The sequence below is a fragment of the Cohnella laeviribosi DSM 21336 genome, from assembly GCF_000378425.1.
Classification (GTDB): Bacteria; Bacillota; Bacilli; order Paenibacillales; family Paenibacillaceae; genus Cohnella; species Cohnella laeviribosi.
Genome location: NZ_KB899810.1, coordinates 205575 through 227033, shown reverse-complemented (window position 1 = coordinate 227033; position 21459 = coordinate 205575). Strand labels below are relative to the sequence as shown.

General features: G+C 61.9%; 18 protein-coding genes. 16 read left to right on the top strand and 2 right to left on the bottom strand.

Annotated features, from left to right (window positions below; genetic code table 11):
• The first annotated feature begins 440 nt into the window (after nt 1–440).
• On the top strand, nt 441–1226 hold the full coding sequence (locus tag F560_RS0103500) for an AraC family transcriptional regulator (RefSeq protein WP_019004324.1): 786 nt from the start codon (nt 441–443) through the stop codon (nt 1224–1226).
• A 368-nt stretch (nt 1227–1594) separates the two neighbouring features.
• On the opposite strand, the gene asd is transcribed toward F560_RS0103500, so the two are convergent.
• Complete coding sequence (gene asd / locus F560_RS0103495; RefSeq protein WP_019004323.1) at nt 1595–2404, bottom strand: archaetidylserine decarboxylase; 810 nt, start codon at nt 2402–2404, stop codon at nt 1595–1597.
• A 192-nt stretch (nt 2405–2596) separates the two neighbouring features.
• Here asd and F560_RS0103490 point away from each other — a divergent pair, with 192 nt between their 5' ends.
• A complete protein-coding gene (locus F560_RS0103490) occupies nt 2597–3742 on the top strand; it encodes a glycosyltransferase family 4 protein (RefSeq protein WP_019004322.1) in 1146 nt (381 codons plus the stop codon).
• 52 nt (nt 3743–3794) lie between these two features.
• Here the strand turns inward: F560_RS0103490 and F560_RS0103485 are convergent, their stop codons facing one another.
• Nucleotides 3795–5144: an Nramp family divalent metal transporter gene (locus F560_RS0103485; protein ID WP_019004321.1), complete on the bottom strand. Its 1350-nt coding sequence runs from the start codon at nt 5142–5144 to the stop codon at nt 3795–3797.
• A gap of 213 nt (nt 5145–5357) precedes the next feature.
• Here F560_RS0103485 and F560_RS24455 point away from each other — a divergent pair, with 213 nt between their 5' ends.
• From F560_RS24455 to F560_RS0103410, 14 genes are all read left to right on the top strand, one after another.
• On the top strand, nt 5358–10007 hold the full coding sequence (locus F560_RS24455; RefSeq protein WP_019004320.1) for a WIAG-tail domain: 4650 nt from the start codon (nt 5358–5360) through the stop codon (nt 10005–10007).
• 569 nt (nt 10008–10576) lie between these two features.
• Complete coding sequence (locus F560_RS0103475; protein ID WP_019004319.1) at nt 10577–11416, top strand: glycosyltransferase family 2 protein; 840 nt, start codon at nt 10577–10579, stop codon at nt 11414–11416.
• Nucleotides 11417–11852: 436 nt separating this feature from the next.
• Complete coding sequence (locus F560_RS24450) at nt 11853–12692, top strand: glycosyltransferase family protein (protein WP_156828875.1); 840 nt, start codon at nt 11853–11855, stop codon at nt 12690–12692.
• Between the two features lies 1 nt (nt 12693).
• Nucleotides 12694–13428: a glycosyltransferase family 2 protein gene (locus F560_RS0103465; RefSeq protein WP_019004317.1), complete on the top strand. Its 735-nt coding sequence runs from the start codon at nt 12694–12696 to the stop codon at nt 13426–13428.
• A gap of 37 nt (nt 13429–13465) precedes the next feature.
• Entirely contained in the window at nt 13466–14191 is a 726-nt protein-coding gene (locus F560_RS0103460) for a sugar phosphate nucleotidyltransferase (RefSeq protein ID WP_019004316.1), read from the top strand.
• A gap of 146 nt (nt 14192–14337) precedes the next feature.
• Nucleotides 14338–15297 carry a GT-D fold domain-containing protein gene (locus tag F560_RS22375; RefSeq protein ID WP_211214102.1) on the top strand — a complete coding sequence of 320 codons (960 nt, stop codon included), beginning with the start codon at nt 14338–14340 and terminating at the stop codon, nt 15295–15297.
• A gap of 39 nt (nt 15298–15336) precedes the next feature.
• On the top strand, nt 15337–16722 hold the full coding sequence (locus F560_RS0103450; RefSeq protein ID WP_019004314.1) for a glycosyltransferase family 2 protein: 1386 nt from the start codon (nt 15337–15339) through the stop codon (nt 16720–16722).
• A gap of 236 nt (nt 16723–16958) precedes the next feature.
• Nucleotides 16959–17246 carry a hypothetical protein gene (locus tag F560_RS0103440; RefSeq protein ID WP_019004312.1) on the top strand — a complete coding sequence of 96 codons (288 nt, stop codon included), beginning with the start codon at nt 16959–16961 and terminating at the stop codon, nt 17244–17246.
• Nucleotides 17247–17308: 62 nt separating this feature from the next.
• Entirely contained in the window at nt 17309–17641 is a 333-nt protein-coding gene (locus tag F560_RS0103435; protein WP_019004311.1) for an alpha-helical endospore appendage domain-containing protein, read from the top strand.
• On the top strand, nt 17638–17946 hold the full coding sequence (locus F560_RS0103430) for a tautomerase family protein (RefSeq protein ID WP_019004310.1): 309 nt from the start codon (nt 17638–17640) through the stop codon (nt 17944–17946). Before F560_RS0103435 ends, F560_RS0103430 begins: the two co-directional genes overlap by 4 nt.
• Nucleotides 17943–18215: a hypothetical protein gene (locus tag F560_RS22370; RefSeq protein WP_019004309.1), complete on the top strand. Its 273-nt coding sequence runs from the start codon at nt 17943–17945 to the stop codon at nt 18213–18215. Before F560_RS0103430 ends, F560_RS22370 begins: the two co-directional genes overlap by 4 nt.
• Nucleotides 18216–18226: 11 nt before the next feature.
• On the top strand, nt 18227–18523 hold the full coding sequence (locus F560_RS22365; RefSeq protein ID WP_156828874.1) for a FliH/SctL family protein: 297 nt from the start codon (nt 18227–18229) through the stop codon (nt 18521–18523).
• Between the two features lie 183 nt (nt 18524–18706).
• Nucleotides 18707–19852, top strand: coding sequence for a CgeB family protein (locus tag F560_RS22360; protein ID WP_245554800.1), 1146 nt, complete (start codon nt 18707–18709; stop codon nt 19850–19852).
• Between the two features lie 62 nt (nt 19853–19914).
• On the top strand, nt 19915–21450 hold the full coding sequence (locus F560_RS0103410; RefSeq protein ID WP_019004306.1) for a glycosyltransferase family 4 protein: 1536 nt from the start codon (nt 19915–19917) through the stop codon (nt 21448–21450).
• Nucleotides 21451–21459: the final 9 nt, after the last annotated feature.

Genomic DNA, 21459 nt, shown 5'->3' with positions numbered 1-21459 from the left:
AGAACCCAACTACATTGAAAACAATAGTCCCAATCCCGTGCGGAAAAAGCGATGTCCAATTGCGGGAGCAAGCGGTGAGATTCCAGCCGCCTTGCGGGCGGCGGTGCCGGCATGGATCGAAGCCGCGGCCGCATCGCAGAAGGCATTTTGCGGCGCCGATCCCGGCCGCTCCTTTCCGTCCGGTGATGGCTTGCTTGCGTACGCGTAACGGAGGGGAAACCGGGAAACCTACATCCTGTTGTACGACACGGCAGGCGGCACGGCGCCGAATGGGGCGACGGCGCGACCTGCTTCGCCGCGGGACAAGCCGTCCTTCCGTCGGCGCTGTCCGGATTCGCTCACCTGGAAGAAGCGGAAATCCGCCGGGGTTTAGCCCGCATTCGGGGCATCGCCGAATCGCTCGGGCTGCTCGCCCGCAAGGAAACAAGGAGGAACCGTTCATGCTTAACGCTAAGCCGGAATCGTTCAAGCTGCTTTCTTCTTTCGCCAAGATCGTGTGCGAGCCGGGGTGGAAATGGCAAAAACGCGATAAGCCGCTGGCCAATTACGATTTGTTTTATGTTTGGAGCGGAGAGGGAGAAGTGCTGCTGAACGGCAAGACGTACGCGGTAAGCAAAGGGAGCTGCTTCCTGTTCCGGCCGGGCGAGCATCCGACGGCGACGCATAACCCTCAGAAGCCGCTTGTGCTCACGTATATTCATTTTGACGTCACGGAGCCCGTCACGCTTGTTCCCGAGTCGTACCGCGTCCTCGAAGACGCGCTGGAGTTCGAGAACCTGCTGTCGCGATACGTGCGGGTTTGCCTGGTCAAGCCGTTCGGCTGGGAGGAGGAGGCCCGGCTGATCTTAAAGCAGCTGCTTATCCAACTGCTGCGCCAGGACCGCGAGGAGCCCGTGGAGCGCAAGGCTTCCAACCAGCTGGTCGAGAGCATTCGGGAAGTCGCCAACTACATCCGGCAGCATCCGGGTCTTCCGCACCGGGTGAACGATCTGGCGGCCAGAGCCGGCTTGTCGTCCCGGTACTTTTCCATCAAGTTCAAGGAGATCATCGGGGTTTCCGTCCAATCCTATATCATCCGGATGCGCATCGAACGGGCGCAGCACCTGCTCACGCATGCGGGAATGAACGTGACGGAGGTGGCGGAGACGCTCGGCTACCGGGACATCTTCTTCTTCAGCAGGCAGTTCAAACAGTATACGGGAAAAAGCCCTTCCGAGCTTCGTTAGCCGGCCCTCTCGCGGATTGGAAGCCGGTCCCCGCATAAAAGAATGAACCTCCCAGACCCCTGTAACCGTGCGGGGCCGGAGGTTCATTTTGCGCTAGAAGCGTTTTGCTCTAGGGGGACACTGGAAATCATCCAATCCAATCAAGCGTTTTGGACTCCGGAAAACCCGCAAATTCCCCCCAATCCATCATCTCTCCGGACCTGAAAAGCGCGGTACAGATCGGTGCCGAAAATCGGTCTAAGATTGGCTGCAGTCTGCGACAGCGCCAACGGATGCGCGGTGTCTGAGCGGATTCATTGCGTTGCCAGGGGGCCGTCTCCGGAGCAGATTGCTTTCTTTAGAGCCAGCTCCATTTTGTGCGGTTCAAGTCAGGGTTCCGCCTTCCCTTTCCGGTTACCCGCCAGCGTACCGAGCCGCTCGCCCATTTTGACGTTGTCGCCGGGCTTCAGATCTTCCCGGGCGTCGCAGATGCCGCTCTCGGCCAGCAAAACGACCGTCGAGCCGAATTCGAAATACGCCAGCTCCTGGCCCCGGTCCAGCGTTTTGGGCTTGGGCGACACATATTGAATGCTGCTGACGTTAAGCGCCCCGACCTTGACGACGGCAATCTCGCCTGCGTCGTGGCGGATATAGGTGACAAGCCTTTCGTTGCGGGACAGCACGCGGCGCATCGACGTAAGGCCGAATTCGTTGACGGGGTACACCCGCCCCGGGATATGCTCGCTTTCGGCAATCGTGCCGTCGCAGGGGGCGTGAATCCGGTGATAATCTTTGGGACTCAAGTAAAGCACCCAAAACCGCCCGTTTTCATATAATGAAGTTCGGGGAGAACCGTTCAACAGCTCATCCAACGTGTAGGTCTGGCCTTTGACCTCGAGCAGCATGCCTTTGGAGACGGAACCGCACGCGGTGACCCGCGCATCGACCGGACTGACGAGCGCTTCGGCGTTTCCGTCGACGGGCCGGCTTCCCGGCTTCAGACGGCGGGTGAAAAATTCGTTCAGCGAGCCGTATTCCTCCAGCTTTTTTTCCGCTTCTTCAACCGCAATTCCGTACATGGCGACAAACCGGGGGATCAGGCGGCGGCTGAAAGAGGACTTGGCGAACCGTCCCGTCAGGCGGGAGACGAATTTGCGCGATGTAAGTTCTGTCATGGTGCGCAGCAGCCAACGGTCCATTCGTCCGGCCACTCCTTTTGCCTTGGTATTGGCGGCGTTTCGAATCACGCAGCAAAGCGTTCGCCGCGCATTTTAGTGTGACACATCGCTCTGCAAAGATCAACTCAAAAAGCGTCCGCCGAATGGACAAGCGCCCGGTTGGGCTGCTTTTTTCCCCGTTTGCGGCGTCCAATAACCGAAGCGAGGGAGGGGATGGAGATTCTGAAAGTTGCATTTGTCACCCCGGGAGCCTATGCCGTGCCTTCGCCGCGGGGCGGACCGGTCGAACGGGTGGTGGAAAAGGTCGTTCCGCTGCTCGCCTCTTCCGTCGAAGCCCGCATTTACGGCCGCACCGCCCGGGGGCTGCCGAAGCGGGAGCGTTGGAACGGAGCGGACTGCATCCGCTATCCGGCCGCGGACAAGTCCGCCTATGCCGAACGCGTGCTCCGCAGCCTCGCCGCGTACCGTCCGGACATCATCCAGGTGGAGAACCGTCCGCTGCTGGTCCGCAAGATCCGGCGGCGCATGCCCGGCGCGCGAATCTGGCTCAGCTTGCATTCGACGACGTTTATTTCCCCCCCTTATCTCGGGCCGAAAATGACGAGGGCGTGCCTGCGCATGGCCGACCGGATTCTGGTCAACAGCGAATACCTTGCATCCCAAGTAAGAGCCAGGGCGCCCGAAACGGCGGATAAAATCCGCGTCAATCATCTCGGGGTGGAGACGGACCGGTTCGGCGTCCTGGACCCGGATGCGGAACGGCACAGACGCGGCTGGGGAGACAGGCGCATCGTCATGTATGTCGGGCGGCTCATTCCGCGCAAGGGCGTCCACCATCTGCTCGCCGCCATGCCGAGGCTGATCCGGGACGTGCCGAACGTGCTGCTCGTCATTGTAGGCAGCGCCTTTTACGGGTCCTCTTACCGCACCCCATACGTCAAACGGCTGCACAAAATGGCGAAGCCCTTTGCCAAGCACGTTCATTTTCAGCCTTACGTCTCCCATCTCGAAATCCCCGGTTGGTTCGCCATGGCGCATGCGGCCGCCGTGCCTTCGGACGAGCGGGAAGCGTTCGGCCTGGTCAACGTTGAAGCGATGGCTTCCGGAGTTCCCGTCGTCGCCGCGCGGTCGGGCGGAATCGTCGAAATCGTCGAGGACGGCGTAACCGGCTTTCTCGTCGAGCGGGAACATTTGACGCAGGGCCTTGCCGATCGCCTGTCCCAATTGCTGCGGGACGACCCTCTGCGGGAAAGGATGGGCCGCATGGGACGGGAAAGGGCGCTGTCCCGGTTCACCTGGGCGCACACGGCGCAAAGATGGCTCGAGGAAGCGGGGATCGTGGCGCAGCATCGTCCTTGAACGCAAAAAGGGCCTGCCGGAGCAGGCCCTGTTTTGTGCCGGAGCGCGGCGGTCAGCCCAAGATCGTCTCAACCAGCAAGTAGCCGTTAAGCGCGACAATAAGGACGGTAATCGTCCACGCGACCGCAGCCAGCCACGGACGGTTGGCGAACGCGCCCATTTTCTTTTTGCTGGACGTAAATTGGACGAGCGGGACGACGGCGAACGACAGCTGCAAGGAAAGAATCACTTGGCTCAAAATGAGCAGGTCGGTCGTGCCCTTTTCCCCGTAAAGGGCGGTGACGATGACGGCCGGCACGATGGCGATGAGCCGGGTTATCAGCCGCCGCAGCCAGGCCGGCATGCGGAGGTTCAGGAACCCTTCCATGACGATTTGTCCCGCAAGCGTGCCTGTCAGGGTGGAATTTTGCCCCGATGCCAGCAAAGCCACTCCGAACAAGACCGAAGCAAGTCCGGTGCCAAGCAGCGGCGCCAGCAGATGATACGCTTCGCCGATATCCTCCACTTCGGCGTGCCCCGTCGTGTGGAACGCGGCGCCGGCCACGATCAGGATCGCCGCGTTGATGAACAGGGCGAAAAACAGGGCGATCGTCGAATCGAGCGTGGCGAAGCGGATTGCCTGCCGCTTGCCCGTTTCGGTCTGATCGAACTGGCGCGTCTGCACGATGGACGAATGCAAATACAGATTATGCGGCATGACCGTCGCTCCCAAAATCGCGATCGCAATGTACAGCATGGACGGATCGGTCACGATTTCTTGGGTCGGCACAAATCCCTTCATCACTTCGCCGATCGCCGGTTGGGACAGAAAGAGCTCGGCCCCGAAGCACAGCGCGATGACGCAAATCAGCGCGATGACGAACGATTCCAGATAGCGGAAGCCTTTGTTCTGCAAAAAGAGAATGAGCAGCACATCGATGGCCGTCAGAATAACGCCGTAGACAAGCGGAATTCCGAACAGCAGGTTGAGGGCGATCGCCGCGCCGATCACTTCGGCCAGATCGCAGGCGGCGATGGCGAGCTCGCACAAAAACCACAGGGCGTAATTGACCGGCTTGCTGTAATGGTCCCTGCACGCTTGCGCCAGGTCGCGTCCCGTGACGATGCCGAGCTTGCCTGCCAGCGCCTGAAGCACGACCGCCATCAGATTGCTGAGCAGAATGACCGAAAGCAGCGCGTAACCGAACTGCGAACCGCCGGCAATATCGGTGGCCCAGTTGCCGGGGTCCATATATCCGACGGCGACCATGTATCCGGGGCCGACGAAAGCGAGAAATTTGCGGAACCGCGAAGCGTGCTTCGGAATTTTCAGCGAGCGGTAGGCTTCGGGCAGCGAAGGGCGTCTCCCCGCTCTCCGCCAGCCCTGCGGTTCCGCAGGCGTTACGGCTGTATCTTGATTCATTGGCGTTTCACCTCTTCCGCGCTTTTTGTTGTGCCGGTCAATAACTTTGGCGAACGGGCCACAAAGTTGCCCCGATACAAAACCTGCTTTTTCTATACTATACGCCCTGATTTGAAAAAAGTAAATGGATGTGTTTGCAAGTTCATTCTTCGTGACGTGCCCATGGGTGAATGCATATGATACGTTAGATTGCCCGTTGGGAAGGAGAGGAATATGAAAAAAAGCAAAGGGAAAAAAACGCCCAGAACGCGCCGACCGCTCTATTTCGTCGACAATCCGAACCAATCCGAGCTTCAATGGCTGGATGAGATAAAAAAAGAGAGCGACAAGCCAGTGGCGGTTCACGAATCTGCCGCCGTCGCGGAGCCTCCCCGCAAGGAGCAGGCCAAGGCGGCGGGGCAGACGGCTAGGGAAGCGGCGAAGGAAGACCTTGAGCCGGATGCTTCCGAGAACCCGAAGCAGCCGGAAGCGGCGGCGAGACCGGAGTTGCCCGCGGTGCTGCAGCAGCTTGCCGAAGAACCGCAGATCTCCGATCAGGCGGAGGAAATCGTCACCGTCGTCTCTTACGCGGAGCGGCAGCAGGACGAGGCGACGCAGGCGCTCGCCGACTTGTTGCAAAACGGGACTTCCCCTCCCGCCGCGGATCAGGAAGAATCCGATTCGGGCGAGCTGCAGGAGGAGGACGAAACGGAGGAAAGCAAATCTCGCGACCGGCGTCACAAGAAACTGGCCGAGAGGAGAACGCCGCAACCGGAGCCGATCGTGTATACCGACGATCTGGCGGAAGCGGCGGTGACCGGCGACAAGCTCGCCCCGTACGCGGTCCGTCCGTCCCATCTGGCGGCCGAGTCGGTGACGACCGAGGCGCTGGCGGACTTCGCGGTGACGGCGATCAAGCTGGCCGACGGTTCGATCACCTCTTCCAAGTATGCTCCCGAATCGATCACAGGCGAGCATCTGACCAAAAACTCGATTTCCGGCCAGAAAATTCGGGACCGTTCCATCACGAGCGAGAAGCTGCGGGACGGCAGCGTCACCTCGGAGAAGCTTGCGGACCGTACGATCAGCGCGGACAAAATTGCCGAAGGCTCCATTCAATCGAAGCATCTGAGCCATGCCATCATTACGACGGAATTGCTCAAGGACCAGTCGGTGACCGCCGAAAAAATCCGCAGCGGAGCGATCCGCAGGGAGAATTTGTCCAATGAGCTGATCGACACCGCCAAGCTCGCGGAAGGGGCCGTCACTTCCGCCAAGCTGCGGGACGAAGCGGTTGTCTCGAGCAAGGTGGCCCGGGAAGCGATCGAATCCCGCCATTTGAAGCCCGGACTCATTCTTGCCGATCACGTGGCTCCGGGGACGGTGCAGGGAAAGCATTTGGCTCCGAAAGCGGTATCGTCCGAGCATCTCGCCAAAGGCTCCGTCGATACGGACGAACTCGCCGAGCGATCGGTCACCGGAAGCAAACTGGCTTTGCAAACGATCGAGTCGGGACATCTGCAAAGCAGTTCCGTTCAAGGCGTCCATCTCGCGCAAGAAGCCGTTGAGAGCCAGCATATCGCGAACGGAGCCATTACGGCCCCGAAGCTTGCGGAGCAATCGGTCGCGACCGCGAAACTGGTCGACCACGCGGTCACGTCGACGAAAATCGCCGATCAAAGCGTGACATCGGGCAAAATCGCCGACGAGGCGGTGCTTTCCCGCCACCTGGCCAAAGGCGGCGTGGGGGCGGACCATTTGGCGGATTTCGCGGTGGAGCGCCGCCATTTGACCGACGGCGCCGTGGATGGCCGCCACCTGGCCAATCATTCGGTCAGGCGGGAACATCTGCAGGAGGAAATTATCGGTTCTGCCCAGATCGCTTCCGAAGCCGTTGAGCGCAAGCATATTGCGGAAGGGGCGATCGGCGACGCTCAGCTAGCGAAGGGATCGGTCAAGGCGGCGCATGTGGCCAAAGGGGCCATCGGCTCCCCGCATCTGGCGGCCGGCGCGGTTCGCGCGGAGCACCTGGGCGACGGAAGCGTAACCTTTGAAAAGCTGGGTCCGGGGCAATTGAGGCCGCATCACTTTGCGGAAGCGTCGGTTACCGGCGAAGCGATCGCCGAGCTGGCGATCGAAGGCCGGCATCTGCGGGCCCAATCGATCGAATCGGGCCATCTGGCCGATCAGTCGGTCGGAACGGCCGCGCTGCGGCCGGAATCGGTCACGACCGAGATCATCGCCCCGGGGGCGGTCGGGGAACGCCAACTGGGCGTGCGGTCCGTTTTTTCGCATCATTTGTCCGACCATCTGATCACTTCGCTGAAGCTGTCGCCGGAGTGCGTGTCGACCGACAAGCTCGCCGATATGGCGGTCACGACTGTCAAGCTGGCCGAAAAAAGCGTGGGCAGCCGGCAGCTCCAGCCGGGAAGCGTGGAAAACGCGCATTTGGCGGAGCGTTCGGTCGGTTCTGCCCAGCTTCAGCCTGAAGTTATCGGCAGAGAGCATCTTCGGGCGGGCGCGGTAAGGGCCAGCCATCTGGCGGGAAGCAGCGTCGGCGAGAGGGCGCTGGCGGACGCTTCCGTCACGGAGAAAAAGCTGGCGGACGGGAGCGTAACGTTAGCCAAGATGGCTCCGGGGAGCGTCGGCGCCGAGCAATTGTTGGTCGAAAGCGTAGGAAGCAAAAATTTGAAACCGGACTCGGTGCAGGGCTACCATTTGCAAAGGGGAGCCGTCTCCTTGCCGCACCTGGCGCCGGATATGCTTCATTTCGTTAAGCTGGCCGAACAGCGCATCGACTCGGAGCGGCTGGAGCCCGGATCGGTCACGAACGTGCATTTGCGGGACGAATCGGTCACCGATGGCAAATTGGCGGCTTCGAGCGTAACCGGGGAAAAGCTGGCAAACGATGCGGTATCGGCCGATAAGCTGGCCGCAAGCAGCGTGACGACGGGCAAGATTGCAAGCGGTGCTGTGACAAGGGATAAGCTGGCGGACGGGGCGGTTTCGGAGTGGAAGCTAGCCGACGGCTCCGTCACGGAGTCCAAGTTGTCCGTCGGAGCGGTTTCGGAGCAAAAGCTCGCGGACGGGAGCGTAACCACCCGCAAGCTGTCGGTTCAATTGCTGGATTACCTCGCGATGGCCGGAAAGCCGATTACCGAAGACAGGCTCGCCGACGCCAGCGTCACCTCGTCCAAACTCGCTTTGCAAAGCGTGGAGACGAATCATCTGGCGAACGAATCGGTAACGTCGGAGAAGCTTGGCAAGGCGAGCGTGGGAGCCTTGCAGCTTGCCGCCGGCTCGGTGGACGCGGAAAAGCTGGCAGCCCGGAGCGTCGGCTCGTCGCATGTGATTCCCAAATCGATTCAGACCTCTCATTTGGCCGACGGGACGGTAACCGAAGCTAAAGTTGCGGTAGGCGGCATCGGCACGGATCGGCTGGCGAACGGGGCCGTCACTTCCGACAAGCTGGCCGCAGGCAGCGTGGGCGCAAACCAACTGGCCGCAGGCTCGGTCGGGACGGTCCACTTGGCGGACGGGGCGGTCCGGTCGGTCCACCTGGCAGACGGTGCGGTGGGGACGAATCAACTGGCCGAAGGCAGCGTCACATATAGCCGGTTGTCAACGGAGCTGCGCGAGGTGCTCGACATCGCCGTGCAGCCGGTCGACCCGGCGGCGTTTCCGGATGGAAGCATTTCCCCGGAAAAGCTGGCGACCGGCAGCATCGGCACGGATCGGCTGGCGAACGGGGCCGTCACTTCCGACAAGCTGGCCGCAGGCAGCGTGGGCGCAAACCAACTGGCCGCAGGCTCGGTCGGGACGGTCCACTTGGCGGACGGTACGGTCCGGTCGGTCCACCTGGCAGACGGTGCGGTGGGGACGAAACAATTGGCCGAAGGCAGCGTCACGTACAGCCGGTTGTCAACGGAGCTGCGCGAGGTGCTCGACATCGCCGTGCAGCCGGTCGATCCGGCGGCGTTTCCGGATGGAAGCATTTCCCCGGAAAAGCTGGCGGCCGGCAGCATCGGCACGGATCGGCTGGCGAACGGGGCTGTCACTTCCGACAAGTTGGCCGCAGGCAGCGTGGGCGCAAACCAACTGGCCGCAGGCTCGGTCGGGACGGTCCACTTGGCGGACGGTGCGGTCCGGTCGGTCCACCTGGCAGACGGTGCGGTGGGGACGAAACAACTGGCCGAAGGCAGCGTAGGCACCGTTCAATTGCAGGACGGTTCCGTCCATTCGGAGAAGCTTGGCCTGCACAGCGTCACGTCCTTGCATATCGTTCCGGGTTCCATCGTGAGCGGCCATCTTGCGGAGAAGGCGGTCCTGGGATCGAACCTGGCCGACGGCAGCGTAACGTCCGACAAGTTGTCCGGCGAGTTGACTGATCTGCTGGGCGATTTGCAAAAGGCCGTTTCGAATGCGGCTCGCAGCGGTGATCCGCCGGTATTGGCCGACGGCAGCGTATCCGGCGAGAAGTTGGCCGACGGCAGTGTAACCGGCGAAAAGCTGGCGGATGGCAGCGTAACCGGAGCGAAATTGGCGGACGGGAGCGTGGACGGTGCGAAGCTGGCGGCGGGGAGCATAGGCGGCGCACAACTGGCTTTTTTCCCGGTAGCGGCAGCGTCTTCCAACGTATCCCTATTGTTCGGCAACGAGCCGTACCATTTCTCCGGTCCTGCCGAAAGCATAGACGTCATCTTGAAATTCAGCGAGCCGTTTGCGGATACCTCATACGTTGTCGTCGCCCTTTCGGATCACCCCTCCTGCGCCTGTATTTTAAAGAGCAAGCAGCCAGGCGAAGCTGTTCTGGAGATTATGCGAACCCGTTTGGGACCCGAACCGCAAGGCTGGATTCAGTGGATCGCCGTAGGCTCGAAATAACATCAAAACGGTTTGACAGAGCGACTCTGTTGAACCGTTTTTTTGCGGCTGACATCCCCGATTCGGTTTCCGTTATTTGAAGGACATGTTCGGGACGGCTTCTGAACCGTCAGCATTTGCCTTTTCCGGCAACCGATCGAACCCGCCTTGAATCGGGTGAACCCCGCGTTGCCGTGCGGTTTGAAACGACGGGCCATCCGCGCGTTGAAGCCCGTTCGCTTTGGGAGTTCCGCTCGAATGTGCCGACTTGCCGTTCGTTATAGGGAGCGGTCGCGTTTTTTGGTTCGAACGGCCGGACAAGCCAGGAGAAAATCCGGTGTACATAGGCGACAGGCGGAGAGGGGGAAGATCGCGAACCCTTTCGTTGCGCAGGCGGCAGGCAGGGAAAGGCCAAGTACGGCAAAAAGGCGGCATGTGCCAAGGGACGGCAACGGCCGGGCCAAATCGGACGATTGTTCGCAAAGTACGTATACTCGTCCCGCCGCCACTGTACAGATGCCGTTGCGGATGGACACGTTGCACATACAATGTCATGTGCACACCGTTGTCCGTCCTGGGGGTGATGTGGATTGAGGAGAAAAACGGGCAAAAACCGCCTGGGGCGCGGGCCAGTACGGAAAAGAGCGGCCGTTGGCGTTTTCCCCGTGCGGCCGTCCGGCCCGGGACCCGATCGCTCGGATCCGCCGGAAGTTTCGGTCGTCATCCCCGTCATGAATGAGCGGCGCACACTGGCTTCCGTCATTCGGGAAGCGTTCCGCGTTCATCCCCGTACGGAGGTGATCGCAGTCGTCAACGGTTCGACCGACGGTTCGCTGCGAATCGCGCGCGATTGCGGGGCAAATGTGCTGGCCTTCGACCGTCCGCTTGGCCACGATGTCGGACGCGCGGTAGGCGCGAGGGAAGCGCGGGGACGAATTTTGTTGTTCATCGACGCGGACATGATCATTCCCTCGAGGCTGCTGCGGCCGTTCGTCGAAGCGGTGGAGAAGGGGGTCGACGTGGCGCTGAACGATTATTCGGGCCCGACCGACAGGCATATCGTGCATCGGGTCGTGCTGGCAAAGCATGCGCTGAATGCGCTGCTTGGCCGGGAGGATCTGCGGGGCGCTTCGATGACGGCCGTGCCCCACGCGATCAGCCGCCGGGCGCTGGAGACGATCGGCGCCGCCGCGTTGGCCGTGCCGCCGCTCGCGCATACGATGGCCGTGCATGCCCGGTTGAACGTGCAGCGCGTGCAGCATGTAGGCGTCGGCCGATTGAATCCGCCGCGCACAAGGAGGGAGCAAAAAAACTCCTTGGAGCCCCTCATTGTCGGCGACCATCTGGAAGCTGTTCATTGGCTGCTTGAAAAGACCGGCGTCCGCGGCGGTTACGAGGATGCCGACCGTAAGCGATGGATGGTGAGATAAATTGAAGAATGCCGGGCTGAAGCCAACAGGAAAAATCGGACTCAAACGGGCAAAGGAAGTTGGCGGACAGCGGCGGCGTCCGCCGGCCAAAATCGGGACGTCCGGCGCCCATAAACGGACCGCATCTCCGGGCAAGCGAGGCGCCAAACGGTCCGGCGTTCGTGCCGTCCGGACCGTCGGCCGTCCCGCAGGGCGAACCCGCAGCCGGTTCGCAGGCCGCTCCGCCAACCGAACCGCAATACGAAGCGGGCGGAATTCAACCCGGCCCGCGGAATTTCGCAATCGGCGTTCAAGCCCGGCGCTTCCGGCGCAGCTTTGGCGGGCGGGCCGGCATGACGGAACGGTCTGGCGCGCGGAGCATCCGTCCGGCAATGCGGACGAGATGCGGGCCTATATGCGGCGGCAATGGCAACAAAGGACGCGGCAGCAACCCGGGTTGGCGGTTCGCGACGCCAAGACGGCCTGGACGAGAGCGCGCGCTTATGCCGAAGGATTTGGGGCGGGTGCCGGGATTGTGTCCCCTTGCGTTCCGATTCCGCTTAACGGCAGCGCGGCGGCGGTTGTCTACGCCGAAGAGAACGGAGACGCGCTTGCGTCCGTCCTGAAGCAGCTCGATAGGCTGCCTCTCGACGAGATCGTCATCGTGCTCGGAAACGCATCGGAGCCGCTCCTGCAAACGGCCAGAAGCCATTCTCGCGCAACCGTAGTCCATCTGCCCGAAGACGTTCATCCCGATATCGGACGGGCATTGGGCGCGAAGCTTGCCGGCGCGGATATCGTGCTGGCCGTCGACGGCCTGCAGCCGGTTTCGGCCGATAAGCTGGCCCGGCTGCTGTGGGCGGCCGACGGGCGACTGGATGTGGCGCTGAACGACCGCTCCCCCTTTCTGGGCACGTTTCGGCGGAGAAACGAACTGGACCGGTTTCACGAATTTCTGAATACGACGCTGAACAGACCCGACCTGCGCATGAATACGTTGGCGTCGCTGCCGTTCGCTTTGTCCCGCCGGGCGCTGAAGACGATCGGAGCGGCCGAGCTGTCCGTTCCCGCCAAAGCGCATGCGAAAGCCCTCTTGAAGGGGCTGGCCGTCGGCACGGCGGTATCGGTTCATTGGAGACCGGCGTTAGCGGCGAAGGGCCTGCCGGGGCGGGAAGAAATTCGGCTTGCCGCCGGCGATCTTGCGGAAGCCTGGCAGGAAGCGATGTCGCTTCGGGGAGCCCGGCTTCATTTCCCGGACGGCATCCGCAATCGCAATGCGGCGGGAGGGACGGCCTAACGTGCGAGCATCCATCATCATTCCGACATGCGACCGGCTCGACCTGCTGCGGGGATGCGTCGATTCGATCCGCAAGCATACGGCCGTTCCCTACGAAATTATCGTGGTCGACAACGGCTCCCGCGACGGAACGGTTAGCTGGTGCCGTGACGAGAAGCTGGCTGTGGTGTCGCTGGCGGCAAACGAGGGGTTTCCGGCTGCATGCAACAAAGGCCTTCGCCTTGCGTCAGGGGATACGCTGGTGCTGCTCAACAATGATACGGTCGTATCCGCCCGCTGGCTCGACAACCTGTCGGCAGCGCTGCACAGCTCGCCCGAGATCGGGATGGTCGGTCCGGTCGCCAATTACGCCAGCGGGAGACAGCAGGTTCGTTATCCTTATTCCGATCTTGAGCAATTTCAGCAAGTCGCGGCGAAAGCGAACGTCTCCGATCCCGGCAAATGGGAGAGGGTCGACCGGCTCGTCGGCTTCTGCCTTGCGTTCCGGAGAGAACTCATGGAGCGGATCGGTGAGCTGGACGAACGGTTTTCTCCCGGACATTTCGAGGATGACGACTACTGCCTGCGGGCAAGGCGCCATGGGTTCGGGCTGCTGATGTGCCGGGACTGCCTGATTCACCACGAAGGCAGCGCGAGCTTCAAACAGTACGGAACCGCCGCCATGCAGCAACTGGTGGAACGGAACCGTCGGCTGTTCATGGAGAAATGGCAGGTTGATCCGCACGATTTCCTATAAAACGCAAAGTGTCAGCCATTAACGAGGAGGGTGTCCGTTGAAAGCAGTCATACTGGCCGGCGGTACGGGATCGAGGCTGAAGCCGCTGACCTATTGGACCAACAAGCACTTGCTTCCCGTAGGGACGTATCCGATGATTTGCCATGGAGTGGCCAAACTGCGCCACGCCGGCATCCGCGATATCGTCATCGTGACGGGGCGGTCTTCGCTTGGGGGATTTGCGGACGTGCTGGGCAGCGGGAGAGATTGGGGCGTATCGATTTTGTACCGGGTTCAGGAGGAAGCGGGCGGAATCGCGCAGGCGCTCGAATTGGCGCGGCCGGTGATCGGGCCTGGCGAAAAGTTTGCGGTGCTGCTTGGAGACAATCTGTTCGAACAATCGCTGGTTCCTTTTGTGGAGGCTTACGAGAAGCAGCGCGAAGGGGCGATGGTGCTCCTGAAAAAAGTGGGCGATCCCCGGCGCTACGGCGTCCCGCTGCTGGAAGAAGAGACGGGCAAAATTCTTTATATCGAAGAAAAACCGGAAATCCCGCAATCCCCCTATTGCGTGACCGGCCTGTATTTTTATTCGTCCGACGTGTTCGAAATCGTCGAACGGATACGCCCGTCGCGGCGGGGTGAATTGGAAATTACCGACGTGAACAACGAATATGCGCGGGCAAGCCGGCTGCATTACCGGGTGGTGGACGGATGGTGGACGGATGCCGGAACGTTCGAATCGCTGGAGGAGGCTGGCAAAAGGTTGAAAGGAGCGCTTCCTTGAACGCCCGGGCCGAAGCAGGACCGGGAGCGGTTCCGGCGGTCCGGAGGAGCCGGAAAGCGAAACGGCGGCATCGCCGGCCGGCCGGGCCGGGTCTTGCGCGGCCTGAAGCGAAGGGAAGGGCGTTCGCGAGGGGGCTCGTCCGGCGCTTGGCGTCCGGAAGCCGGAAACCGGGACGATTCGGACGCGGCAAGCTTCGCACGTCTCCGAAAGGCAAACGGAAGGCGAACGGCGATTCGTCCAATCCGAGAAATTCCGCAACGGGGCGGCAATGGGAAAAGGCGTACGGAAAAGGCTATCTTCAAGGCTATTACGACGGCGGAGAAGGGATTCTGGAAGCAAGGCTGCCGGCCGACGCCGTCTTCCCGAACGTGACCGTGGAAAGCGTGATCGCGGCCGGCATCGCGGCGCTTCGGCCGCAAGGGCTGCCGCTGCTCGGCCCCGCCTTCGTTTATGAGGAGCTGGAACGGGCGCTGACCGGAGGGATTCCCTACTCGCTTGTGCGGCTTGGGGACGGGGAACTGCTCGCGATGGCCCAGGAGACGGTGATGCCCGCCGAAGAAGTCGCCAGGCTGGGACCGTTTCTGTCCTATGCGGGCGTAAACGTGCCCGATCCGCAAGCGCGCGACGTGTTGGCGGAGGCCGTAAGGCGCGCGTCCGTCGTCGGGGTTCCGCTGTCCCGCAAACCGCTGTTTCAGCCGCTCCTGTTCAAGGTGTGGCAGGCGCACGGCATCCGTCCGGACAGCGTCCGTCTTACGTCCTCCACGATCAACTACTCGCTGGACGAGGAAGGGTATTGGCCGAAGCTGATGAGCGGACGCCGCATTCTGGCCGTCGGCAACGCGGCCGAGCCGCTTGCGCGGGCGCTCCGGAAACAAGGGGTGCAGGTAACGGCCGCCGTCGGTCCCGTAGGCGGAATGAACGACTGGGAAAGAGCCGCCCGGGAAGCGGCCGGCTGTCCGTTCGACTTGGCGCTTGTCGCCGCGGGCATCGCCGCGGTTCCCATTTGCGTCCGCCTGGCGGAGACAACCGGCAAGGTCGCGGTCGATTTCGGCCATCTGGCCGATCGGATGGCCGGATTGCGGGAAGGTCCCGAGATCCGGCGTTGATCGCTTCGGCTTTCATCACGGACAGAAGAGGTGAGCAGCATGAGTGCGGCAAGAAAGCAAACCCGCGGCCGGTCCGAACGCCGTCCGCCCCGTACCGGTCCCGTCCGGCGGCCCAAGCGGAGCAGCCGTTTGCGCGGAAGTCCGCATCCGAACGCCGGCCAGCGCTACGACGAAGGCTTCCGGGCCGGTTACGAGGAAGGCGTGCAGTTCGGGATGCAAAGCTTCGGCAGCGGATTCGAGGGGACCAGCATCATCATTCCGACGTACAACCAGCTCGGCAAGCTCAAGCTCTGCATCGCCAGCATTATGGAACATACGCATTCGCCTTATGAAATCATCGTCGTGGACAACGCCTCTACAGACGGCACCGCAGCCTATTTGCGCACGTTCGGAGGCCAGGTCCGCAGCCGGATGCTGGACGCGAACCGCGGCTTCGCCGGCGCGGTTAACGTCGGCTTGATGATGGCCAAAGGGAGCCATATCGTGCTGCTGAACAACGATACGGTCGTTACCGAACGGTGGCTGGACAACATGCTGGCGTGCTTGAACAGCGACGAGCGCATCGGCATGGTCGGGCCGGTCACCAATTACGCGAGCGGCGAGCAGCAGATTCCCGTGCCCTACGACAACGTGCGGCAAATGCCCCGGTTCGCGGCCAAATTCAACCGTTCGGATTCATCCCGCTGGCGGCGCACGGACCGGCTTGTCGGCTTTTGCCTGCTGTTTCGCCGGGAACTGTTCGAGCGGATCGGTTATTTCGACGAGGGCTTCGAGCTGGGGAATTTCGAAGATGACGATTACAACATCCGCGTCCGTTTGCTCGGACGCAGTCTGGTCATCGCGAAAGATACGTTTATCCATCACTTCGGAAGCGTGAGCATACGGGCGCTGGGAGACCGGTTTGCACAGGTCAACGACCGCAACAAGCTTTATTTCGCGGACAAATGGCAAAACCCGTACGAATGGATCCATCGGGTTCTGCAAAAGGCCGAGGCGGCGGGCCAGGCGCAGAAGCAGCTTCCCGGCATGACGGCGCTGTACCCCGACCGGATCGCCGTTCAGGGCATTGGCGCGGGCGTATACTGGATCGAGGACGGCAAGCGTCATCCCGTCGAAGGCCAACCTCTGTTCCCGGTTACCCGCGTTTCGCAAGTGGATTTGAAGCGTTGGCCGACCGCGGCTCCGATCGGCGCGGAGGAAGCGGCAAGACGGTGGCAGGGAGAGCAAACCGGGATCGTCATGCTGCCGGACGGCACGAAATATCACCGGGAGGGCGGATGCATACGGCGAATTGCCAGCGAAGCCGCGATGCGCATGTGGCATTTTCATTTGAAAAGAACCGACGTGCTCCAGCCCGAAGACGTAGCCGCGTTTGCGGAAGGCTTGCCGATTGTGGCGCCCCCCGTGCTGCGCCAGCGGCTGTGACGATTACGGGCGGTTGCGGGGAGGCGGACCGCGGGGTGCGAAGGCCGATGCGGGGGTGCCTCGTTTCGCCTTCCCCGGCGGCGCCTTCGGACAAGCCGGGAGCGGAGCGGCTCCCGCCCGATGCCGCGTCCGCGCCGCTTTTACCCGCCGCGATGCCGGATGTGGCAAGGGGGGCCGAAAGGCATATGCTGTAGAGATACGGCAGTTCGCCAGCAAAGGACGGTGGCAAAAATCGCATGCAGGAACTTTTGACGGAAATCGTTGTCCATTTGTCCCATTCCCATCAACACATGGCCAGAATATTGGATGCCAAGCGGCATGTGGCGGTCCGTATGGCGCAATTGGTCCAGGCGCTGCCGGATGAACATCCTCAATTGAACGGCCTGGACGGACTTCTTGAAAGTTCGTCGCAGGTGACCAAAAGCGTCATCGCCTACGTCAACTCGATCGCCGAATTTCAGGAGGCGATGGCCGACAGCTTGACCCAGCTCGTCAAGGCAGCCGGAACGACGGATGAAGAATAAAAATCGGAACCGGGGATAACCGGCCTGCGGAATTTGGGCGCCGAAGGGAGGAGGACGGCACAATGTCGCGCGAGGACGCGTATTTGGTGGCGTTGGATGCGCTGGCCAAGTTGCAGTGGAACGTGGCGATGATTCTGGAGGCAAAGGCGGCGGAAGCGGAAAAGGTGCGAAATTGGTTGTTGAACCATGCGACGCCGGATGCGTATCCCGTCCAATTGGATCAGCTTTCCGCATCCATCCGGTTTCACAAGCAAAACGTGGATCTGATCGACAGCCTGACCAAGCTGTGCAACGGGCTGAACCGCAACATGAAGGCGATTCTTGATCCTGAGGGAAGCGATAGCGGCGTTTCGTCCATGATGGAAGGATTCGATCTGGGGGATTCGGACGGATGAGCCGGCTTGCGCTTGAATGGGAAATCAAGCTGTCCCTTCTGGCTTCCATCGCCCGCAGCCAGGAGGCGCTGGCCAGAATGTTGGAAAGCGTGGCGGACGTAACCGAAGCCGATGCCGGAACCGCCGCGGCGATCCGCGAACATGTACGGGTCCTCTCCAATATGCAGAGAGCGCTGCTCGGAACGGCAACGGGCGGCACCTGGCGGCCGCCGAAACAAGGAACGGCGGCGGCTCCTTGGCTATCGGCGAAGAAGCTGCGCCCGAACCGGACAGCCAACCCGAAGGCGGGAGGGATGCGCGTATGATGAGGCGATCCGGACGCCGCTTGGCAGGCGGAAAGAAGCGCGCCGGACGTCGGCATCGGGCCGGAGGCTTTCCCGCGAAGAGGCGGAGGGCTTCGCGGCGTTCGAACGGCGTCAAGCCGCAGGCCGGGCGCCGCAGACGGAAACCGGCGAGACCGGCCATGCCGCCGGCCTATTCCGGGCCGCAACAAGCTTACAATGCCGGCTACAAAGCCGGCTTTGCCCAAGGGTTTGAGGACGGACATCAGTTGGCTTACGAGCAGCAGGTTTAAAACGGCGAGGAGTGAGGCTGCTGAAACCCGAATCGCGAACGATGGCGCTTGCGCCAAAGCCGAAGCGCCGCAAGAGCCGGCGGGCGCCGGCGGCTGGAAACGGAACGCGGCGCGGGCGTCCGCCGAAAGCGGCCAAGCGGAAACGGGCGCGCCCCTTACGCGGCCAACGCACAGCGCGCAAACGGGCCGGACGGCGCGGCGTCCCCGCGCGGGGAACGTACCGCAAAGGCTTCGACGATGCGTATGACATCGGCTATAACTCCGGCTATGCCCAAGGACTGGAGGAAGGAAAGAACCTGGAGATTTAGCGGCATTGTCTTATGGGATGGACCGTCCCCCCTTTTTCTCGGGGCAGGACGGTTTTTTGGCGTTCTCGTTCCTAACCTTCGAGAATGAGCGCGCGCGGACGGGCATCTATCCATGTCCGACAAATGCCTGACGCATATATATATTGAATCTGGAGAACAAGGCGCACGCGAGGAGGGACGGATTTGGCAGGTACCCGCCACAAAAAGTCGCGTCCGGGCAAGCCCGGACGACCCGCAAATTGGAGCTTGCCCTACAGGAGAGGCCGGAGCGACGGCATGGCGGCGGGTTTTCGGCACGGGCATTGGCAGGGCGTTTGCGAGGCTGTTCTTCAAAAATCGCTGCGGTCTTTCGAACGGCGTCCGATTTCGGTGCTGTTTGTCGCTTCGGGCAAAGGCTTTCCGTACAGCCCTTTGGACGAAGGCATCCGGATTACGCTGGGCGGGCTGGCGGAGCGGGTCATCGCCGTCTCGCCCAAAGACGACGTCGCCCGGATCGCCCGTGCCGAACGTCCCGATCTCGTGCTCGTGCTCGAAGGCATGGAATTTCCGCCGGAGCAGGCGGAAGCGATCCGCATGAGCGGCATCCGGACCGCGGTCTGGTTTACGGACGATCCGTACTACACGGACATTACAAGCCTGCTTGCCGTTCATTACGATTATGTGTTTACATTGGAAAAAAACTGCGTTCCGTTTTACGAGCGGTTAGGATGTCCGCATGTCCATTATCTCCCGCTGGGCGTGTTTCCGGATTTCTACCGCCCGCGCAGACCCAAGCAGGTCCGGCGAAGCGACGTTTGCTTCATCGGCTCCGCGTATTGGAACCGGGTCCGCCTGTTTTCCCGGCTGCTGCCCCTCATCGAGCATCGTTCTTTTCTTGTGTCCGGCTTGTGGTGGGACCGGCTGCCCGATTTCAAGCGATGGAAAAAACGCATTCAGCTCGGCCGATGGATGGCGCCGGTCGAGACGTCCGAATATTACCATGCGCATAGCGTCGTGATTAACGTTCACCGGGATTATCAAAACGATTCGTACAACCGCAACGGAGCGAACATAGCCGCTCAATCGCCGAATCCGCGGGTGTTCGAGATTGCCGCTTGCGGAACGCTGCAGATTGTGGACCCCAGAAGCGATCTGCCGCTGTTTTACGCCCCGGGGGAAGAGATCGTGACCTACGATTCGCCTGAAGATCTGGCGGCCAAGGTGGAGTATTACTTAAACCATGAGGAAGAACGGAGAAGGATCGCTTTGCGGGCCTTGCAGCGGACGATGCGGGACCATACGTATGCGAACCGGCTGACGCAGCTGCTGGATGCCGCCCTGGCCCCATGAACACGGGCTGCTCGCGGCTTTCCCGCTGATGGAACAATCGCGCCGGAGGGAGGGAAAACGGGATGCCGGTAACGTCCAAGCGTCCGAAGCTGCTGATTTTTTCCCACTTGTCCAACGAGGTTCACGCGACGGGTGCGGAGAAGCTGCTGCTTGTTTTCGCCAAGGAATTGCAGCGCCTGTTCGAATGCGCGCTTGTCGTGCCTAAAGAAGGAGCCATTTCGCGGCAAGCGAGAGACGTCGGGTTGCGGACGGCGGTGCTGGGGATTCCGCTCTGCTTCGCCATGAAGAACGGGGAAACGCGCCTTGAACGGGAATTGGAGGCCATGCGCCGCCACCCGGTATGGGACCGGCTGATCGAGCTGCTGCAGCGGGAGCGTCCCGCTTATGTCTGGGTGAATACCTGCGTGCATCCGCTCCCCGCGATGGCGGCCAAAGCGCTGGGGATCCCCGTGATCTGGGCGCTTATGGAGACGATCGAAGCCGACTCCGGCAGAGACGGCCCGGAAAGACCGAAGGCCGCAGCCGTCATCAGTGCGTACAGCGACGCGATCGTCGGCATTTCCCTGGCGACGCTGGCCCCGTTCGGGCCGGAGTCGGGCTTGAAGAAGGCGATCGTGCTGCCTCCGTTTCGAAGCCCGGACGATTTGGAGCCGGCCAATTGGTTGTCCTCCCGGTCCAGATTGCGCAGAAGCAACGGGTGGGCAGAGCATCATCGGGTCGCCGGTTTTGTCGCCTCGATGCTGCATCCGCAGAAGGGGCTGAAGGAATTCGTTCAGGCCATGATTCCCCTTGCCCTTCAAGATCCGGAGCTCAGGCTGCTGATTGCGGGCGGCGCGGCGGACGACGATGCGTATGTCCGGTCGTGCCTGGAGCTGGCGAGAGGGGCGGGGCTTGCTCACCGGTTCGCCTGGGTGCGCTATACCGAACAAATCGAATCGCTATACCCGGCGCTGGATCTGGTCGTGGTGCCGAGTCTTGCCGAGGCGGGGTTCGGGATGCCGGCGCTGGAAGGGATGCTCTTCGGCAAGCCGGTTGTCGCCTTTGCCTCGGGAGGATTGACGGAACTGATGCGGGCGACCGGCAATCAGGATTATTTGGTTGCCCCGGGCGATATCGCCGGCCTGACGAAAGCCACGGCCGAATTGCTCGCGAGCGAAGCGCTTCGGCTTGAAGTCGGCCGTCGCAGCATGCGGATGGCGCAGCGCGTATACGGCGTCGAGGCGTTTCGCGAACGGCTGGACGCGCTGCGCGCCGTCCTGCCGATGCCGGAGGAGCCGTTGTCGGGCCTGGTGCGCGGCATCGGACCGACGGTCTACCTGCTGGAAAAAGGCCGGAAGCGTCCCTTTCCTTCCCCGCGGGCGCTGATCGAGGGCGGGTTCCGCTTCGAAGACGTGCGCGCGATTCCCAACGAGAAGCTGGCGCTGATCCCGCTTGGCTTGCCGATGGACGAACCGAAGCCGCCGAACAAACGGCCAAAGGGCCGCAGGAAAAGGCCGCGGCGGACGAAGCGGGGCAAGCGGCGTGCGAAGCGGATGAACCGGCGGAGCGGAAAGCTGCCGAAGCGGGCGCGCAAGCGCGGGGCCAGCCGGAAAGCGTGAGCGCGGCCT